We start from the raw sequence: 18,068 nt of genomic DNA on the forward strand, positions 1-18,068 counted from the left end.
GATGGCCTGCGCGCATAGTCAAACCAGTTCATGTCGGTTTACGCCGATTTTTCAAACATTTGGAGACTTCCTTGCCGCGCGCGAAATTCTGCGAGTGGCCGACATTGGCCCTGATTCTGGCCACCTCGTCGGCTTGGTTTTTGTTGATAGGGTTCTATTCCGAGCTTGGACCTTTCGTGGTCTGCCCCCTGGCGGCGATCCTGGTGACATTGCAATCCTCACTGCAACACGAGGTACTTCATGGTCACCCCACGCGCAGTCCCGCACTCAACGAAGCCCTGGTCTACTGCTCGTTCGGCCTGTGCGTGCCGTATCGCCGCTTCAAGTCTCTTCACCTGCGCCATCATAACAACGACCGGCTGACGGATCCCTATGACGATCCGGAAAGCTACTATCTGGCCTGGTCAGACTGGCAGAGCCTTCCTCGTCCGATACAAATGATCCTGACGATCAACAACACCCTATTGGGCCGGCTGCTGATCGGGCCGGTGGTATCGATGGTCGGTTTCGTGGGAGCCGAAATCCGGATGATGATTGCGGGCGACAAGGTCGTCATGCGCGCCTGGGCACATCATGTTGCCGGTGTGGTGCCAATTGTCCTGTTTGTCACTCTGGTTGGAGGCATGCCGTTCTGGCTGTATGTTCTCGGCGTCGCCTATCCGGGCATGAGCCTGTTGATGCTGCGCACCTATGCGGAGCACCGTGCGCATGAACAAGCGGAGGCGCGGTCGATCATCGTCGAGTTCTGCCCGGTGTTCTCGCTTCTGTTTCTGAACAATAATCTCCATGTCGTTCATCACGCCAATCCGCGGGCGCCCTGGTATCATCTTCCGAAGATCTACCGCGCTGCCCGTTCGGAATGGCAGGAACGGAACGGCGGCTATGTCTTTGCGAGCTATTTCCAGTTGGCCAGGCACTATTTTTTCAAGGTGAAGGAGCCCGTTGTGCACCCGATCAAATACAATGAGACCAGCGGATTTTCTGCCGCGGAAAAGGCGGTGTCTTGACCGGTGGATCTTTTCTAGCTGTCCGGCTGCCGATGTACGACTGGCCGGAAGTACGCCATGCCACGCGGGATCTTGAAAGCGCGCTCCAGGGCGCGCTTTGCCGCGTTCTGGGACTGAGTGAAGGCGATATTCGGCCATGGCAGGATGGGCAAGATCTGGTGGAGGCCTGGACGGACCCGGATCTCCTCTTGTCGCAAACCTGCGGATACCCCCTGACACATGCGCTCGCAGGCAAGGTCCGGCTCGTGGGGACGCCTCACTACGACGCGGAAGGGTGCGATGGTCCACGATATTGCAGTCAGCTGATCGTCAAGCATGACAGCTCCCACCAAAACCTGGAGGGCCTGCGCGGTCACCGGGCGGTTTTCAACGGGTCGGACAGCCAGTCAGGCATGAATACTTTCCGTCACGCGGTGGCGCAGCTTGATACTGAAGGGGCTTTCTTTTCAGACGTCATTGTGAGCGGGAGCCACCTGGCGTCGTTGAAGGCCGTTGCGGAGGGCAAGGCCGACATCGCTTCCATCGATGCAGTCTGCTGGGCACTGGTCTGCCGGGAAATGCCGGAGCTGGCGGCGCAAGTTCGGCCGCTTGCCCGCACAGCATCTGCGCCCGGGTTGCCGCTGATCACTTCCCGCCGTTTCAGCGATGCGGAACACGCTCTTATAAGCGAGGCCGTTGCCGAAATGCTTTCAGCGCCTGAAACGCAACAAAGCCGTGAACGCCTTGGCATTCACGGCTTTTCGAAACTGTCTTCCGACGATTACGCGGTCATCTTGACGATGGAAGCCGAGGCGGCAGAGCGCGGATATCCCGTGCTGGCCTGACGTTGATTTCGAACCTTCTGGAAAATTGTCAGATTGCCGGCTTCAGGCCGGCAAACGACAGTCCTCCAGGTCGTCAGATCAGCGTTTCTTGGACTTCTGAGCTTCGCGCTGGCGCAGGACCTGGTTCATACGAGCCAGCTCTGCCGTGGTGTGTCCGCTGACGACACCCATGAGGTTGGTGCCGAGGGCTTGTGCAAGATAGGTCATGGCGTTGCCAATCCTGAGCGTATTCGATTGTTACAAGAAAGTGCGGTCCACTGCTTAAACGCGAGGCCGCTTGCCTGCTATATGGGCAGAACTTGCGGTTCAATCAATCGAATAGTATTCATCTATTCGTTCAAAAAAATTGAACTGAACCTCCGGGAAATCTGGACCATGCAAAAGTTGCCCGGCACCGGCATGCCGCTGATCGATCTGGATCTTTACCGGACCTTTTTGGTAATCGCGGAAACCTCAAGTTTTTCAAAAGCTTCCGAGCTTGTTGGGCGAACGCCGTCAGCAGTTTCAATGCAGATCAAAAAACTTGAATCGATCCTCGGGGTTTCGGTGTTCGCCCGGGAAGGGCGTACCGTACGTATGACTACGGAAGGCGAAGCTTTGCTTGGATATGCGCGGCGTATCCTGATGCTGAACGAGGAAGCTGTTTCGCTGTTCCTGTCTCCTGAAGTGGAAGGCGAAGTCCGCTTCGGAGCGCCGTCCGATTTCGGCACCAGGTTCCTGCCCAACATTCTTTCACGCTTTGCACGCTCTCATCCTGGTGTGAACGTGGACGTGCATCTCGATGGCAGTCCGATGCTGGACGAGAAGGTGAAGAAGGGGGAGCTGGACCTTGCGCTCTTTACCGCCCGTCCGGGTACCGCACTGGCGCGGGGAGGCACAATCGTCTTCACCGAACCGCTGGTCTGGGTAGGACTGGAAGGTGGTATCGCCTATGAGCGCGATCCGTTGCCGCTTGCCGTTTCCACTCCCGGGTGCCCCTGGCGCAGAGCTGCGCGGGTTGCGCTGGACGATGCCCAGAAGCCTTACCGCGTTTCCTACACCAGCTTTCACAGTGCCGGCCAGGAAGCCGCGCTGCTGGCGGACCTTGCCGTGGCTCCCTTTCCGGCGAGTGTTGTCGAGGCGCCCCTGATGGCCCTGGACGAACGGCATGGCCTGCCGGAAATCGGCGACTATCACATTCTCATGGCCGAACGGGCCCATGCGGGCAAAGCCACTCATGCGTTCGCCAAGCATGTTGCCGAAAGCTTCAAGGACCTCAGCCACGGCGTCTCGGTCTGAAGTCAGTCTGTCGCGTTAACCATAATTTCCGTTTCACGGGACAAACCCGCAGGACCTCTGGCGCAAAAGTTAACGAGCGGTTACGATTCATGGTAAATGAAGCGTTAACAGCGAGACGTGTCATGAATTCCATCTGCAAAACCCTGCTGGCCGCAGCCGGCATGAGCATCGCCCTTGGAGCCGCAGCGCAGGCCGAAAGCGGCACGACGCGCATTGTCCACGACGAACCTTATGGTGCCATCGTGACCAAGGAAGCCGGTGTGCTGGTGTTCCGCGGCCTGCCGCCGACCCGCAAGGTGATCGTCAATCCGGACGGCAAGACGCCGCTGGAACTGAAGCAGACCGAAGTGACCGAGACCAACGTGATGGTCTTTGCCGATCAAAGCGATTACGTGCGCGCCCTCGGCCCGAAGATCATCCGGTTGAAGTAAACGTCGAGACTCGGTTCGCAGGCGTGTTCTGATAAGCCGACTGGCCTCTGCCATCGGTTTGCTTACGTCGCATGATAATCTGCCAGTCCCCACCAAACTCCTCATCCGGAGGAGGGCTGAAAGCCCGTCTCTAAGGATGGGCCACTTGTATTGGCGTTTGCCGCCCATCCTTCGAGACGGCGCTTCGCACCTCCTCAGGATGAGGGGGGAGAAGTTCGGGATGAGGGGAGCGGGAGGCGGAGTTCAGCAAAGGCGAAGAATCGAGGTGTTCCGGATGGAGTGACTGCGCAGGTCTCTGAATCGATCTGTCGCTCTGCGCTCTTCGGAACTCGGCAGGTATCCTCAGTGCCGGGGCGCTCTTGTCCGCTCAACAGTCCTCGTCTTCCCCGCCTTTTCGTGCCGACCCCACCTCCGGTAAATCCCAATCGTTCCCTACACCAACCCCTCATTCTGAGGAGGTCGGGAGGCCCGTCTCGAAGGATGGGCCGCTTGTTCCCGAGTATGCTGCCCATCCTTCGAGACGGCGCTTTGCGCCTCCTCAGGATGAGGTTGAGGGGAGGGGAGCCCGGGAGGATAGGGGGAGGTGAAGTTCAGGAGGGGGAGGCGGTCGTCGGGGTGTTGGTCCGACGACCGGATGCATTCACATGCGCATGCGTTCGGCTTTCGGGTCGAACAGCGGTTCGCTGATGATGGTGGCCTTGCGGCGCTCGCCGAGGATTTCGATCTCGAAGGCGCCTTCCTGCGTGTTCGCTGCCAGTTCCGAGGGAATATACCCTTGTGCGAGGGATTTCCGCAGGTAGTGGGCGTAGCCGCCGGAAGTCACCCAGCCGATCACCTTGCCATCGTGCCACACGGGCTCATCGCCCATGACGTCGGCGTCCGACGCGTCGACCACGAAGCTGACACGCAGGCGCTTCGGGCCTTCATCGAATTCTTTCTGAGCCGCCTCCTTGCCGATGAAGGTGTCCTTGGACAGCTTCACGAACCGGCCAAGATCGGCTTCGAATGCGCCGTAGATCGGGCGGAACTCGCGGAACCAGGTGCCGAAGTTCTTTTCCAGCCGCAGGCAGAGCAGGGCGCGCATGCCGAAGTTGACGATGTTGAACTCGGCTCCGGCCTTCATCAGCGCATCATAGACCTGACGCTGGTACTCCGGCGCCATCCAGATCTCGTAGCCAAGGTCGCCCGTGTAGGTGATGCGGTTGACCTTGCAGGGGGCATTGGCAACGTCCATTTCGCGGAAGTCCATGAACCGGAAGGCCTCGCCCGAGACATCGTCTCCGGTGATCTTCTCCAGAACCTTGCGCGAACTGGGACCGGCGATGGAGAGGCCAACCCAGCCGAGGTTGATTGCGCGGATCGTCACCGAGCCGTCCTCTGGCAGGTGCTTCTCGAACCAGCGCATGTGATAGATCTCGGCCTGGGACGAGCCCCACATGTAGAACTTCTGGTCGCTGGCCCGGGCGATGGTGAAATCACCGATCAGTTTGCCGTTCTCGTTCAGCATCGGCGTCAGGATGATGCGGCCGACCTTCGGCATTGTGTTGGTCATCAAAAGCGACAGGAAGCTTAACGCGCCGGGCCCTGTGATCTCGTATTTGGCGAAGTTGGCCGTCTCCGTCACGCCCACGCTCTCGCGCACAGCCCGGCACTCGGCGCCGATGTGCTCAAAATCGTTGGAGCGGTGGTAGGAGACGATGTCCCTGGCTTCCACGCCTTCCGGAGCGAACCAGAGCGGTGTTTCCAGGCCCCAGCTGTCGCCCATGACGGCGCCTTGCGCCAGCATGCGGTCGTAAAGCGGGGTTGTCTGCTGCGGGCGGGCGGCCGGAAGTTCCTCGTTGGGGAAACGGATCCGGAACCGGCGGCGGTAATTTTCCTGAACCTTGGCATTGGTATAGGAGAGCGTTGCCCAGGTGCCGTAGCGGGCAACATCCATGCCCCAGATGTCGTAGCCGGGGTCGCCGTTGATCATCCAGTTGGCGAGCGTCAGGCCGACACCGCCGCCCTGGCTGAACCCGGCCATGACGCCGCAGGCAACCCAGTAGTTCCGAAGACCGCGAACCGGGCCGACCAGCGGGTTGCCGTCCGGCGCGAAGGTGAAAGGCCCATTGATGATCTGCTTGATACCGGCATTCTGCAGGGCGGGGAAATGCTCGAAGCCGACTTCCAGCTCCGGCGCGATCCGGTCGAGATCCGGCGCCAGCAGTTCGTGGCCGAAATCCCAGGGGGTCTGGCGCGGGCTCCACGGGCGGCAGTTCTGCTCGTAGGTGCCGAGCAGCACGCCCTTGCCTTCCTGGCGGGTGTAGATCTCACCACCGAAATCCAGAACGCCGATCAGTTCCTTGCCGGTGGCTTCGTTGTGTGAGGTCACTTCCTCCATCTCGTCGGTCAGGAGGTACATGTGCTCCATGGCGAGCACCGGCAGTTCGATGCCGACCATGCGCCCGCATTCGCGTGCCCACAGGCCTCCGGCGTTGACCACGTGTTCGGCGTGGATCGTGCCCTTGTTGGTGATGACATCCCAGGTGCCGTCGCGCGTCTGAACCAGTTCTTCCACCTTGGTGTGGCGCAGGACTGTCGCGCCGTTGACGCGGGCCGCCTTGGCATAGGCATGGGTGGTGCCGGAGGGGTCGAGATGGCCTTCAATCGGGTCCCAGAGCGCGCCGATGAAGTGCTTCTCGTCCAGAAGCGGGAACATCTTCTTGGCTTCGGAGACCGAGATCAGCTCCAGGTCCATGCCGAGATAGCGCCCCTTGGCCTGGGCAAGACGCAGGAAATCCATCCGCTCGGGCGTATCGGCCAGCATGACGCCGCCGGTCAGGTGCAGGCTGCAGGACTGACCGGAAATTTCTTCCAGTTCCTTGTAGAGGTCGACGGTGTAACTTTGCAGCTGGGCTACGTTCGGATCGCCGTTCAGAGTGTGGAAGCCGCCTGCTGCGTGCCAGGAGGAGCCGGACGTCAGTTCGTCGCGCTCGATCAGCGTGACGTCTTTCCAGCCGAGCTTGGTCAGGTGATACAGAACGCTGCAGCCGACAACGCCACCGCCAATGACAACAACCTGAGTGTGGGTATTCATGCAATCTGCTCCGGAAGCGCCTGCTCTTGCGCGGCAGGCCGTGTTCGAACGTTAAACGCGAAATGATCAGAAGTCGGTCGGGGCGCCGCCCTCGGCCTTTCGCCTCTCGACAAAGGCGGTGATTTCCTCGTCGATGGCCGGATCAAGCGGGGGCTGCTCATAGGCTTCCAGAGCCTTCTTATAGAGCATGTTCGCCTTGTCGTAGGCGGTCGGGCTGCCTGCTTCCGACCAGCTTTCGTAATTGCGCCAGTCGGAAACGATGGGCGCGTAGAAAGCGTCCTTGTAACGGTCCTGGGTATGCTGGGTGCCGAAGAAGTGGCCCGCCGGCCCGACCTCGCGGATCGCATCGACGGCAAGGGCTGCTTCTGACACATCAAGCGGCGTCAGATATTCGGCGATCTTCTGGAGCAGGTCGATATCGGTGATGAATTTCTCGAACCCGGCACTCAGGCCGCCTTCCAGCCAGCCCGCGGCATGCTTGATGATATGGGCCCCGCCGTTGATCGCGCCCCATTCCGACAACGTCGTTTCCAGCGCCGCCTGATAGTCGACCGTGTTGGCCGCGCAAACGCCTGACGACCTGTAAGGAAGATGATAGCGCCGGGCGAGCTGGCCGCCGACGATTGCTGCCTTCATGTATTCCGGCGTGCCGAAGGCCGGCGCACCGGATTTCATGTCGACGTTGGACGTGAAGCCGCCATAGACCACCGGCACACCCGGGCGGACAAGCTGGGCGAAGGCGATCCCGGCAAGGGCTTCCGCGTTCTGCAGGGTCAGCGCGCCGGCGACGGTGACCGGAGCCATGGCACCGGCAAGAGTGAAAGGCGTGACGATGGAAACCTGTCCGGCCTTGGCCATTTCGATCAGGCCTTGCAGCATTGGCGTGTCGAGCCTCAGCGGCGAGGACGTGTTGATGACCGTTGCCACGCACGGCGTTTCGACGAATTCTTCCGGGGTAAGGCCGTAGCCGATCCGGGTCAGTTCCAGTCCGTCGAGGTTGCGCTCCTTGCCGAGCGAATAGATGTGATAGACCTTGTCGGTGAGCCGCAGCATGTCTGCAACGCAGTCGAGATGGCGCACGGAAGCGTGGATATCGACCGGTTCGACCGGGTAGCCCATGACGCAGTGAATGATGTTGAAGAACTGCGACAGTTTCAGGAAGTTGCGATAGTCCTCCTGGTTGCCCGGGCGGCGGCCGTGGTCGCGGTCGACGGCATTGGGGGCGCTGGCCACACAGGAAAAGGCAAGGGCATCGCCGCCCACCTGCAGATCATGCGCCCGGTTGCGCGCACGGATCGTGAATTCGGCCGGGGCCTTGGCGACAAGCTCTTCCACCATCGCCCGGTCCATGCGTACACGGTCTTCACCCGGCCTGATGTCGGCCCCGGCATCTTTCAGGATCTGCTTTGCTTCCTCGTGCAGGAAGTCGATGCCGATCTCTTCCAGAACGCGCATGGATGCGTCGTGGATCGCTTCAAGTTCGTCAGCGGAAACGGCTTCCAGCGGCTTGAAGATATGCCGCGGCTGCTTGAAGGGTTTTTGCGGAAAGAGATCCGGACCGGTCTTCTCGCCGCCCCTGCGCCGCCGTCCGCGCCGTGCGGGAGCCGTCTCGGCAAGCGAGGCCGTTTCGATGTCATGGGTCATGTCGTCCGCCACTATTCCTGAAAGCCGGACCTGATGCCCTGGAAAGGCTTGGGCGCGGCCCGGTCTGCGCCATCTCATCAGACGTTACTTGAGAGGGGACTTTCAGCGGGCAGTCTCAGAACGACGGCCAGTGCTTCAACTCCGACATCCGGCACCGTGTCCTCGATCCAGCCGTGGTCTCGCCAATCGGAGGGCTTGACGACAAGGGACTTCAAAGCGATCAGAACAAGGAGACTTTTTGTGGGGACCCTTGGTGCGCGAGTTGCTGTCGGATTCGGAACTGCTGGCTTTTCTGAAAACGCTACTGCCGGTGAAGGACTGGTCAGTTGCACGGCTGCGGCCGTTGCCGGTCGCCTATACCGCCCGGTTCTGGCGCCTGGATACGCCTGGCCGAAGCTATGTCATCAAGGAGTTCTTCCCCGAAAACGAAGACAACCCTCTGTATCCGACCTTGCCGAGGCAGGAGGCGGACGCCCTTGCCGTTCTTGCCCGCCATGGCCTCTCGCCGGAACTAGAAGCTTTCACCTACAGTCCGGCGAAAACACCGCTGTTGATCTATGGCTATCCGACCCCCGTCGACAACGAGATCGATGTCGGAGAAGCCGCCGAGCTGATCGGTCGGTTTGCCGCCTTGAGTGAACCGGTGCCGGGACACCAGACCGTTCCGGCCGGATATCACGAGGTGCTGGCGCGGGGTGATGCCATGCTGGCGCTCATTCCGCATAGCCGCAAGGCGGCGAACCTGAAGCGGTCGCGCCCGGCGGACGGCGCCGTCAAAAAGCGCGAGATCAAGCGTTCGCTGGTTCATCGCAGTTTCTGTCTGGGCACGATCCAGGCAACCGGCGATGGTGCCCGGCTGATCGATTGGCAATTCGCCGGGCTTGGTGACCCGGTCGAGGATATCGCCTGTTTCGTCTCTCCCGGTCTTGCAACGCTCTATGGCCTTCATCCGCTTGTCGCCCATGCGGAGGAAATGTTCCTGACGCGCTATCCTGACCAGGAGACGGTCGAGCATTTTCTGAAGGAGCGCGGCGCCTATCACTGGTGCCTTGCAGCCTATTGCCTGTTCCGCCACGAAACATTGATGCATTCCAACGCCCCGGCGGCCAGGGCCTATGGCCGCGCGCTGGAAGAGGAAGTCGACCTGCTGCTGCGTTTGCGGGGCCGATGAGGGGCGTTTGCAGCAGTTGTAATCAATCTGTCATGGGAGAAGGCTAACGGGAGGCATGTCCATCCAGCTTGCTTCCGTTTCCAAGTCCTTCGATGCCCATAAGGCGCTGAACAGCGTGTCCCTTTCGATTGAGGACGGCACGTTTTTCGTGGTTCTCGGCCCGTCCGGTTGCGGCAAGTCGACCTTGCTGCGTGCCATTGCCGGGTTGGAGGCGGTCGATGCGGGAGAGATCAAACTCAGTGGGCAGGCCGTTGCCGGCAAGGGCCTGCACCTGCCGCCCGAGCAGCGCCAGGTGGGAGTGGTGTTTCAGTCCTATGCGCTTTGGCCGCACATGAATGTTGCCGCCAATGTCGCCTTTCCGCTCGAGACGGCGGGAGAAAGACGGAGCGCGGTGGCGGCCCGTGTGGCGGAGTGCCTGGAAACGGTGGCCCTGACACCGTTCCGGCAGCGCAAGCCGGCCGAACTTTCCGGTGGTCAACGCCAACGGGTGGCTCTGGCGCGGTGCCTGGCGCAGGGCGCGCGCACCGTCCTGATGGACGAGCCTCTCGCCAATCTCGATCCGCATCTGCGCAGCACGATGGAAGAAGAGCTTGCGGCATTCCACAGGGCGAGCGGCGCGACGACGCTTTTCATTACGCACGACCAGCGCGAGGCAATGGCCCTTGCCGACAAGGTGGCAGTGATGTGGGATGGCAGCATCCTGCAGGCGGACGATCCCGACACGCTTTACCGCCGTCCGAATTCGAAGAAGGTCGCCGGTTTCATCGGCCGCAGCACCCTCGTTCCGGTGGATGTGCTGCGAGTTGAAAACGGCGAGGCGCAAGTGCGCTTCGGCAATGTCATCGCGGTCGTCGATTGTCCTGACCAAACAGGTTCGGGCCCAGCAACGTTGTTGCTCAGGCCGGAACATCTGGTGCTCGCAACTGGTACTTCCGGCTTCGAGGCAACGGTCGAACGGACGATCTACCGGGGTGGCTATTGGGAAGTCTTCGTCCGTCTAGAAGGCCTTTCGCAACCGCTTCTCATGATGCTTCACCGAAAGGCGGACCCTGGCGAGCTCCTGCAGCTCGATATCATGCGCGGGTGGGTGTTGCCGGAGTGATTTTGTTCCTTGTTGTCACCCCGGGCAAAGCGCAGCGCAGACCCGGGATGACAAGAGTTTCGACTATCCCTCAATCCTTCCAGGGGATCGTCCCGGCCGGAACCCTGCGGGCCAGTGCATTCATTGTCAGCATGATCAAAATGGTTGCGGCGACGACCACAACCGACATGGCGGCCGCAAGTGTAGTGTAGCCGCCGTCTTCGTAGTTGAAGATCGTGGTGCCGATGGTCTCGTTGCCGGTGGACCAGAGCAGGGCGGAGACCGTGACCTCGTTGTAAGCCGTCAGGAACACCAGAATTGCACCGGAGGCAGCCGCGGGAGCTGCGAGCGGGGTGAAGATCCTTGTCATGCGCCGGTAGAACCCGGCGCCAGCCACCCGAGCGGCATCTTCCAATGAACCATCCATTTGCAGGAAGGCGGCGGCAACCGGTTTCAGGCCCACCGCCAGGAAAACGGAGACATAGGCAATCAGGATGATCCACAGCGTGCCATAGAGCGAGATGTTCAAAAGCGGCAGGGGGCGGATGAACGCCAGGATGAAGGCGATCGACATCACCAGGCCGGGCACGGCAAAGGCGACTTCCGACTGTGTGAGCGCAAGGCTCGCCCAGGTTCTGTGAGCCGGTTTTCGATGGGCGAGGAAATAGGCCAGGAACAGGCTGATGACAGCAATGACAAGTGCGGCAACCCCGGCAACGAGAGTTGAGTTGGCGAAGGCTCTGAGCGTGACGGACTGGCGCCAGAGCACTTCGGTGAAGTTTTCGAGTGTCAGGGTTTCCGCAGAGAGGGACAGGCCGTAAGTGCGGACCAGCGAGGTCGCCAGTAGCGAGGCTGTCGGCAGCAGCAGCACGAAGGCGACGAACAGCCAGAGAGTGGCTTCCACAAAGGGACGCTTGCGGCCAAGGGCGATCGCCAGAGGGTCTTGCGGCAGACCGATGAGGCTGGTGCGCAGGCGCCGCTGCAGCACACCTTGCAGCAGGATCGCGGCAAGGGCGACAACGGCCAGGATAACAGAAATGACCGCCACGTTTGGCAGGACATCCGGACCGAAGCTTGCCAGCCTTCGCCAGACCAGAACGGGCAAGGTGGTGTAGCGCGCCGGTATGCCGATCAGGGCATTGATGCCGAAGTTGCCAAGTGCGGCAACGAATGCGAGTGCAAAACCGGCCAGCAGGGATGGCGCGAGCAACGGCAAGGTGATCCTGCGCAACATCAAGAGGCTTCCGGAGCCGGAAACGCGGGCTGCGTCTGAGAGTTCGCGCGGAAACGACCTCAACGCGGCACGGACCAGCAGGAACACCAGCGGGCTGTGCTGCAGGGTCAGCAGCAGGACGAGGCCTTCGCGGGAGTAGAGAGGGTGGGTGGAGCCGAGTTCCGGAGCCAGCCCAAGCCAGCGCAACACCGGACTGCCCGGGCCGAGCGCCTGTATCCAGGCAATTGCCGTTACATGCGGCGGGATCATCATCGGCAGCAGGATCAGGAAAACCAGCAGGCCCTTGGCGCGAATATCGGTGAGGCCGATCAGGAGTGCGAGCAGGGTGCCGAGCGCGGTTGCTGCCAGTGCCGACAAGAAACTGCTCTCAACGGAATGCCACAGCGCGCTACGGACCGACCGGCTCTGCACGGCTTCCGTCAACGGACCCAGGTCGAGACCGCCATCACCCGTCAGTCCGGTCTTGAACAAAAGCAGCAGCGGTAGGCCGCAGATCAGCGTTGCGCCGAGAACAAGCGCGAGGAGGGTGGTCTTTTCGGAAAGCTTCGATAGCTGCACAGGGATTTGCCGTTGCTTCTCGCAGTCATTCCGGACAAGTGAGGCGTAGCGGAGCGATGATCCGGAATCCAGACATGTTTCGCGCCGGAGGCGCGGCCAAATTCCAAACGGAACAGTATTCGCTTTGCTCATGCTGATGTCTGGATTCCGGATCAGCATGCAGCAACGCTGCATTTGTCCGGAATGACGGGGGAACGGAAAAAAGCAGCGAGGCTTTCGCCACGCTGCCCGTTGTCGAAAGGAGGCGTTGGCCTTACCCGCCGAAGATCTCGGAGAATTTCATCTTGTCGGCCTGGTCCTGTTCCAGGGCCTTGGCCGGATCGAAATCCATGAGCTTGATCTGGTCGCGAGCGGGGAACCCTTCCGGAGCCGGGACACCCGGGTGTGCCGGCAGGTAGCCCTGGGATGCGGCAAGCTTCTGACCGTCTTCGGAAATCAGGAAGTCGACAAATGCCTTGGCGGCGTCCGGGTTCTGGGCGGTGGAGAGGATCGCAACCGGCTCGGTGACGGCGGAAACGCCTTCTTCCGGGAAGACGAACTCAACCGGTGCGCCTTTTACCTTTTCGCGGATCGGCAGGAAGTCGACGACGAAGCCGTAGAGTTTCTCGCCACCGGCAATCGCCTTGTAGACGCCGCCATTGCCGCCCTGCGGGTTAGCGCCCTGGTCTGCGAGGCCTTCGTAATAGGCCCAGCCGAGGTCCGGGTTGGAGGTCAGCGCAGTCATGTGGATGGTCGCGGCGCCGGAGGTCAGCGGCGACGGCATGGCCAGCTTGTCCTTTGCTTCCGGCTTCAGGAGATCCTTGTAGGACGTTGGCTTCATCGGCGCGTTGGTGTTGTACATGATGCCGGTGGTGATCAGCTTGGTGGAGAAGTAGCTCTTGTCCTTGTCCATGATTGCCGGATCGTAGGCAGAAACGTCGGCCGCCTCATGCGCCATCAGACGACCTTCCTGCTTCAGGCTCTCCATGGTTACCATGTCGGCGATCAGCAGCACGTCCGGCTTCGGCGCACCGGCTTCGAATTCGGCCAGCAGCTTCGCCATGATCTTGGTGGTGCCGTCACGGACCCACTCGACCTCAACACCCGGATGCGCCGCGGTGAAGGCATCGACGGTTGCCTGGGCGTCGGCGTTCGGCTGGGAGGTGTAGAGCACGAGCTTGCCGGTAACATCTTCGGCGTAAGCGGAGGTGGATGCCGCGGCCAGGAGGCCGGCTGCGATCAGAAGCTTTTTCATGTGACAGATCCTTTGCACAGAGCAGCAAAAGGGTTGCGGATGAAAATCGCCTATCAGCTCTACATGACAGTTTTATTCAGGCAGCGGGTATTTTTACGGGTAATTTTGCCGGCAAAGTTTAGTTTATCGGAGGCGTTTGCGGCAGCCGGCATCTCCTTTGGAGACGCCGGTGCCCCGTTGTTTTCGTGGTCAGACGTAACTTACGCAGGTGCCTTCCGAAACAAGATCCAGTCCTTGCGTCTTGCCGGCAAGCGCAGTCGGCAGGCCGGTGACAGGTTCAAGATAAAGCGCGTAAGTGGAGTGATGGATCGGCAGTACCTTGCCAGGCCGGAGCTTATCCACGAAATCGGCGACATGATTAGCGCCCATGCTGATCTGCCCGAGAGGTCCTGAAGTGCCGACGCCGCCAAGATGTGGAATGAACACGTCCGGCGATCCGAAGCCCTTGAGCGCGTCGAGGACATTTGGCGTCGGGAAGGTATCGCCGGTCCAATAGACCGACTTTGCCCAGTCGCCCTGGCGGGTCTCCAGCCAGTAGCCGTTGCCTGGGCCAAGCAGCGAGGCAATCTCCGGGTTTTCCGAGTGTTCGGCAGGTAGTGCGGTCAGCGAGAGCGTGACATCGCCCTTGGTGATCACGTGAGGTTTCATCCAGTCGGCTACCTGAACCTGCGTGAACCCTTTTGCGGTCAGTCGCTCCCGGTCATGAGAGGGAACGAGGAACGGCATGTCCGGGGCAATTGCGCTTTCCGCCGTCTGGTCGAAATGATCTTCATGCAGGTGGGACAGCAGGACTTGATCCACCCTGGAAAGATCCACACCGCGAAACGGGGTCAGCCGTTTGTGTGCCACCACGTCGGGTCCCGTGGCGAGATCGAACATCTCGTTGGGATCACCCATGCGGAATGCTTCCTCACCTTCACCGAAAGCCGGGTCGGTGAGGAGGGTGAGGTCCCCGCATTCGATCAGCATGGTCGCACCGCCGAGCCAGGTGATATCGAGCCGGGGAGATCCTGTTGCAGTTCTTGCGGGAGCGGACGGAACACCGGTCAAGATTGCGGGAACAGCCAGCGACATGGTGCCGGCTGACTTCAGAAAACTGCGCCGTTTCATGGGAATACCTCTTGGGACCGTTGATGGTGCGTTGTAGGTAGACTGCAGATATTGTTCGGTGTAGCTGTATAAAAGTGAACAGTCTGGCTGAAAATTTCGCGCAATGACAACGTTGGCACATCTGGAAACCTTTGTTGAAGTGGCCGGTCTTGGCAGTTTCGCTGCTGCCGCCCGGCAGCTCGACCTGCCCAGGTCGACAGTGACCGCTCGCATCAAGGCACTGGAGGAAGAGCTTGGCGTCGCCCTGTTCCAGCGCACGACCAGGCAGGTGCGCCTGACGGTGGAAGGCGAGGCCTACCGGGAAAAGGTTCAGCCGGCCTTGCGGGATCTGGAGGAGGCCGGAGAACAGCTGAAATCGGCACAGGCACCGCAGGGGATGGTGCGTGTGTCCGTCCCGGTCGACCTGCCGCTGGATGTTCTGGCAGAGGCGATGGCGAGCTTCAATTTGCGATATCCGGAGGTCCGGATCGAAGTGCATGTCAGCGATCGACCCGTTGATCTGACCGGCGAGCGGTTCGACTTCGCCCTCCGCGGCAACCGGGTTGCATCGGAAAGTGTCATCGTCCGCAAGATCGCCTCCAGTTACCTTGTTCTTGTCGCCCGGCCGGAGCTCTTGGAAAAGGCGTCTTTCGCCGAGCTGTTGACGTCAGGACGGGTGATCGACCCTGCCGAAGTGCTGATGGAGGCAGGGCAAGGAGGAGGCGCTCCAGTTTACAGGACGCGAAACCTGCAGCTTGCGCTGGCCCTGGTACTGAACGGCGGTATGGCGGGTATCTTGCCGAAATCGATGTGTGCCGAATTCCTGGCGGATGGGCGGTTGGCCGAGGCCGCGTGTCCGGTTGATCTGCCGGAGTTGCCGCTCTTTGCGGTCCTGCCGTCACGACGGTTCATCCCCAAGCGCGTTCGCCTGCTGGTGGATCATCTGGCAAGTGCTTTCGGCTGATCGGATTTTACACGGTCTTGCCCCAACCAGACATTGCCGTTGGGCAGCTTGTCGGCTATCACCGCCCCACCAGACATTAATCGATTTATGAAAGGCATGTTCATGAGCTCAAACGGCGCGGCCGCGGAAATCGGCCTGATCGGTCTCGGTACCATGGGTGGCAACCTTGCGCTCAATATTGCCGAACATGGCTTTCAGATCGCGGTGTTCAACCGGACCACGGAGAAGACCGACCAATTCATGGCGAAGGCCGGGGAACTCGCGCCGAAACTGGTTCCGACCAAGACGCTGGAAGACTTCGTTGCATCCATCAAGACCCCGCGCGCGGTCATCCTGATGGTTCCGGCCGGTGAAGCGGTCGATGCACAGATCGAGGCTCTGCGGCCGCTGCTCGATGCAGGCGATCTCATCATCGATGCGGGCAATGCCAATTACCACGACACGAACCGCCGCGCGGCGGAAGCTGCCGAAAAAGGCCCTCGCTTCATGGGGATCGGTGTTTCCGGTGGGGAGGAAGGCGCACGCTTCGGTCCGTCCATCATGGGCGGCGGTGCGAAGGACGCCTGGGATCAGGTCGGCCATATTCTGGAAGCGATTTCCGCCAAACACGAAGAAACGCCCTGCGCGGCCTTTCTGGGTGAAGCGGGCGCGGGTCATCTGGTCAAGACCGTCCACAACGGCATCGAGTATGCCGACATGCAGATGATTGCCGAGGTCTACGGCGTCATGCGCGACGGTTTCGGCATGTCGGCTTCAGAGATCGGGGATGTCTTCGAGAAGTGGAATGGCGGCATCCTGCAGTCCTACCTGATCGAGATTTCCGGCAAGGTTGCCAAGACGGCGGATCCGGACACCGGCAAACCGATGCTCGACATCATCCTGGACAAGGCCGGCCAGAAAGGCACCGGCCGCTGGACGGCCATCGAGGCGCTGATGCTGGGCACACCGGCGAGCGCCATCGAGGCCGCCGTTGCCGTGCGCAACATGTCCGCGCGGTATGAGGAGCGCAAGGAAGGCGAAGCCGAATTTGGCGCGGCTCCGAGCGGCATGGACCGCGAGGCCGTGACGATCGATGCGCTGGAAGCAGCTCTCGTTGCCGGCAAGATCATCTGTTATGCGCAAGGCTTCGGTCTGATCCTGGAAGCGGCCAAACAATATGGCTGGGCAATGCCCCTGCCGGAAATCGCCAAGATCTGGCGTAACGGCTGCATCATTCGCTCGTCCATGCTGAACGACATGTCGTCCGCACTGTCCGACAATGCTGAACGCAACCTGATGCTGGCGCCTTTCTTCTCGGCAAAGCTGAAGGAAACCGAAGCGATGCTTCGCCAGGTCGTTGCCCAGTCGGCGCTGCATGGTTTGCCGGTGCCGGCCCTTTCGGCAGCGCTGTCCTATTTCGACATCATGCGCACCGGCCGCTCCACTGCCAACATGCTTCAGGGCCAGCGCGATTTCTTCGGCGCGCATGGCTTTGAGCGCACCGACAAGGACGGCGGCGGCTACCACGGCCCCTGGGCGATGGGCTGAGGCCAAGAAAATCAGACGCTCAGGCTTTCGCCTGAGCGTCATTGCGGATCGGCGTGTGCCCTGCGAAGCACTTGTCCGCAATGACGGCGCACGGATATGCGCCGCCTCGCAGTGCCATCCTGGTGGTTACTGCGCCAGTCCAAGTGCCGCCATGTTGGCAATTGACGCCGGCAGGCCGGAATGGTCGCGCAGTTCGATGATCAGGCGCGGATCACTCTCGAGCTTGGAAAGCGCGCCGAACACCGAGTGCCAGTTGATGGTGCCCTGCCCAAGCGTCCAGTGGCGGTCGGCGTATCCATCCGCGTCCTGCAGGTGGATATGGCGCAGACGATTGCCGGCGGCCCTGACGTAGTAATCGACCGGCGGGGCGCCAGTCGTGCCATGGGCATAGTGAGCGTGTCCGGTATCGATAGAGACTTTCACCGCCTGTGAACCGAAGCTCTCGGCAAGCTCTATCCGGGCATAAGGGTCCTTGTCCTCGATGTTCTCGATGACGAGTTCGCAGCCGATATCTTCTGCCCGCTTGACTGCGTCGCTCATGGTCAGGTGACAGAGCTCTATCTTGCGCTGCCGGGCATTTTCATAATTGTCGAGGTTGTTGAAGTCCCAGGTCGTATAGGGGCTGTGCACGACCATGTGGGTGCCGCCCAGAGCCTCGCAGACTTCCAGTCCTTGCAACAGGCGCTTGCGCACGATCTCGCGGACGTCGACATCCATGCTGTCGACGGTGAAGCCGAAGAAGGGGCCGTGAATGCCGACACGGCCCTGATGGCCGTCCAGCAGTTTTCTGGCCTTCTCGACGATCGGTTTCCAGTCGCCGTTCAGCACTTCGGCCGGCCAGAAGTCCTGAAGTTCCAGATCCCGCGGTTTGTCCAGCATCAGTTTGCGATGGGTTTCCAGCGCGTCGACTGTCAGTGCGGCACCAAGAATTGGGAGATCGGTCATGAAAC

Annotated in this window: 15 protein-coding genes; 8 read left to right on the forward strand and 7 right to left on the reverse strand. The window is 60.8% G+C overall.

Going from position 1 to position 18,068, the window contains the following annotated elements:
• The first annotated feature begins 71 nt into the window (after positions 1 to 71).
• Complete coding sequence (locus tag FIV03_RS11145) at positions 72 to 1,007, forward strand: fatty acid desaturase (protein ID WP_152509584.1); 936 nt, start codon at positions 72 to 74, stop codon at positions 1,005 to 1,007.
• Positions 1,004 to 1,831: a PhnD/SsuA/transferrin family substrate-binding protein gene (locus FIV03_RS11150; RefSeq protein ID WP_209009937.1), complete on the forward strand. Its 828-nt coding sequence runs from the start codon at positions 1,004 to 1,006 to the stop codon at positions 1,829 to 1,831. The genes FIV03_RS11145 and FIV03_RS11150 overlap by 4 nt, the downstream gene beginning before the upstream one ends.
• A 78-nt stretch (positions 1,832 to 1,909) precedes the next feature.
• Here FIV03_RS11150 and FIV03_RS31850 read toward each other — a convergent pair whose 3' ends face one another.
• Complete coding sequence (locus FIV03_RS31850; RefSeq protein WP_286202286.1) at positions 1,910 to 2,038, reverse strand: hypothetical protein; 129 nt, start codon at positions 2,036 to 2,038, stop codon at positions 1,910 to 1,912.
• Positions 2,039 to 2,206: 168 nt separating this feature from the next.
• On the opposite strand from FIV03_RS31850, the gene FIV03_RS11155 reads away from it, so the two are divergent.
• On the forward strand, positions 2,207 to 3,109 hold the full coding sequence (locus FIV03_RS11155) for a LysR substrate-binding domain-containing protein (RefSeq protein WP_062487111.1): 903 nt from the start codon (positions 2,207 to 2,209) through the stop codon (positions 3,107 to 3,109).
• A 122-nt stretch (positions 3,110 to 3,231) separates the two neighbouring features.
• The gene (locus FIV03_RS11160; RefSeq protein WP_062487112.1) at positions 3,232 to 3,540 is read left to right on the forward strand and encodes a hypothetical protein; all 309 of its coding nucleotides are present in this window, start codon (positions 3,232 to 3,234) and stop codon (positions 3,538 to 3,540) included.
• 640 nt (positions 3,541 to 4,180) lie between these two features.
• On the opposite strand, the gene FIV03_RS11165 is transcribed toward FIV03_RS11160, so the two are convergent.
• Positions 4,181 to 6,616, reverse strand: a complete 2,436-nt coding sequence (locus tag FIV03_RS11165; RefSeq protein WP_152509585.1) for an FAD-dependent oxidoreductase — start codon at positions 6,614 to 6,616, stop codon at positions 4,181 to 4,183.
• A gap of 66 nt (positions 6,617 to 6,682) precedes the next feature.
• Positions 6,683 to 8,260 carry a trimethylamine methyltransferase family protein gene (locus tag FIV03_RS11170; RefSeq protein WP_152509586.1) on the reverse strand — a complete coding sequence of 526 codons (1,578 nt, stop codon included), beginning with the start codon at positions 8,258 to 8,260 and terminating at the stop codon, positions 6,683 to 6,685.
• Positions 8,261 to 8,513: 253 nt separating this feature from the next.
• Between FIV03_RS11170 and FIV03_RS11175 the strand changes: the two genes are divergently transcribed.
• Positions 8,514 to 9,431, forward strand: coding sequence for a phosphotransferase (locus tag FIV03_RS11175; RefSeq protein ID WP_152511896.1), 918 nt, complete (start codon positions 8,514 to 8,516; stop codon positions 9,429 to 9,431).
• A gap of 55 nt (positions 9,432 to 9,486) precedes the next feature.
• Positions 9,487 to 10,533, forward strand: coding sequence for an ABC transporter ATP-binding protein (locus tag FIV03_RS11180; RefSeq protein ID WP_152509587.1), 1,047 nt, complete (start codon positions 9,487 to 9,489; stop codon positions 10,531 to 10,533).
• A 70-nt stretch (positions 10,534 to 10,603) separates the two neighbouring features.
• On the opposite strand, the gene FIV03_RS11185 is transcribed toward FIV03_RS11180, so the two are convergent.
• The 3 genes from FIV03_RS11185 to FIV03_RS11195 all read right to left on the reverse strand — a co-directional run bounded on the left by FIV03_RS11185 (position 10,604) and on the right by FIV03_RS11195 (position 14,648).
• Positions 10,604 to 12,304: an iron ABC transporter permease gene (locus tag FIV03_RS11185; protein ID WP_152509588.1), complete on the reverse strand. Its 1,701-nt coding sequence runs from the start codon at positions 12,302 to 12,304 to the stop codon at positions 10,604 to 10,606.
• Between the two features lie 253 nt (positions 12,305 to 12,557).
• Complete coding sequence (locus FIV03_RS11190; protein WP_152509589.1) at positions 12,558 to 13,538, reverse strand: ABC transporter substrate-binding protein; 981 nt, start codon at positions 13,536 to 13,538, stop codon at positions 12,558 to 12,560.
• 189 nt (positions 13,539 to 13,727) lie between these two features.
• Positions 13,728 to 14,648, reverse strand: coding sequence for an MBL fold metallo-hydrolase (locus tag FIV03_RS11195; protein WP_173013825.1), 921 nt, complete (start codon positions 14,646 to 14,648; stop codon positions 13,728 to 13,730).
• A 103-nt stretch (positions 14,649 to 14,751) separates the two neighbouring features.
• On the opposite strand from FIV03_RS11195, the gene FIV03_RS11200 reads away from it, so the two are divergent.
• Positions 14,752 to 15,591 carry a LysR family transcriptional regulator gene (locus tag FIV03_RS11200; protein ID WP_152509591.1) on the forward strand — a complete coding sequence of 280 codons (840 nt, stop codon included), beginning with the start codon at positions 14,752 to 14,754 and terminating at the stop codon, positions 15,589 to 15,591.
• Positions 15,592 to 15,693: 102 nt separating this feature from the next.
• A complete protein-coding gene (gene gndA / locus FIV03_RS11205) occupies positions 15,694 to 17,118 on the forward strand; it encodes an NADP-dependent phosphogluconate dehydrogenase (protein ID WP_209009940.1) in 1,425 nt (474 codons plus the stop codon).
• Positions 17,119 to 17,244: 126 nt separating this feature from the next.
• On the opposite strand, the gene FIV03_RS11210 is transcribed toward gndA, so the two are convergent.
• Entirely contained in the window at positions 17,245 to 18,063 is an 819-nt protein-coding gene (locus FIV03_RS11210) for a sugar phosphate isomerase/epimerase family protein (protein WP_152509593.1), read from the reverse strand.
• Positions 18,064 to 18,068 lie beyond the last annotated feature (5 nt).

Source organism: Labrenzia sp. THAF187b (assembly GCF_009363375.1).
GTDB classification, from domain to species: domain Bacteria; phylum Pseudomonadota; class Alphaproteobacteria; order Rhizobiales; family Stappiaceae; genus Roseibium; species Roseibium algicola.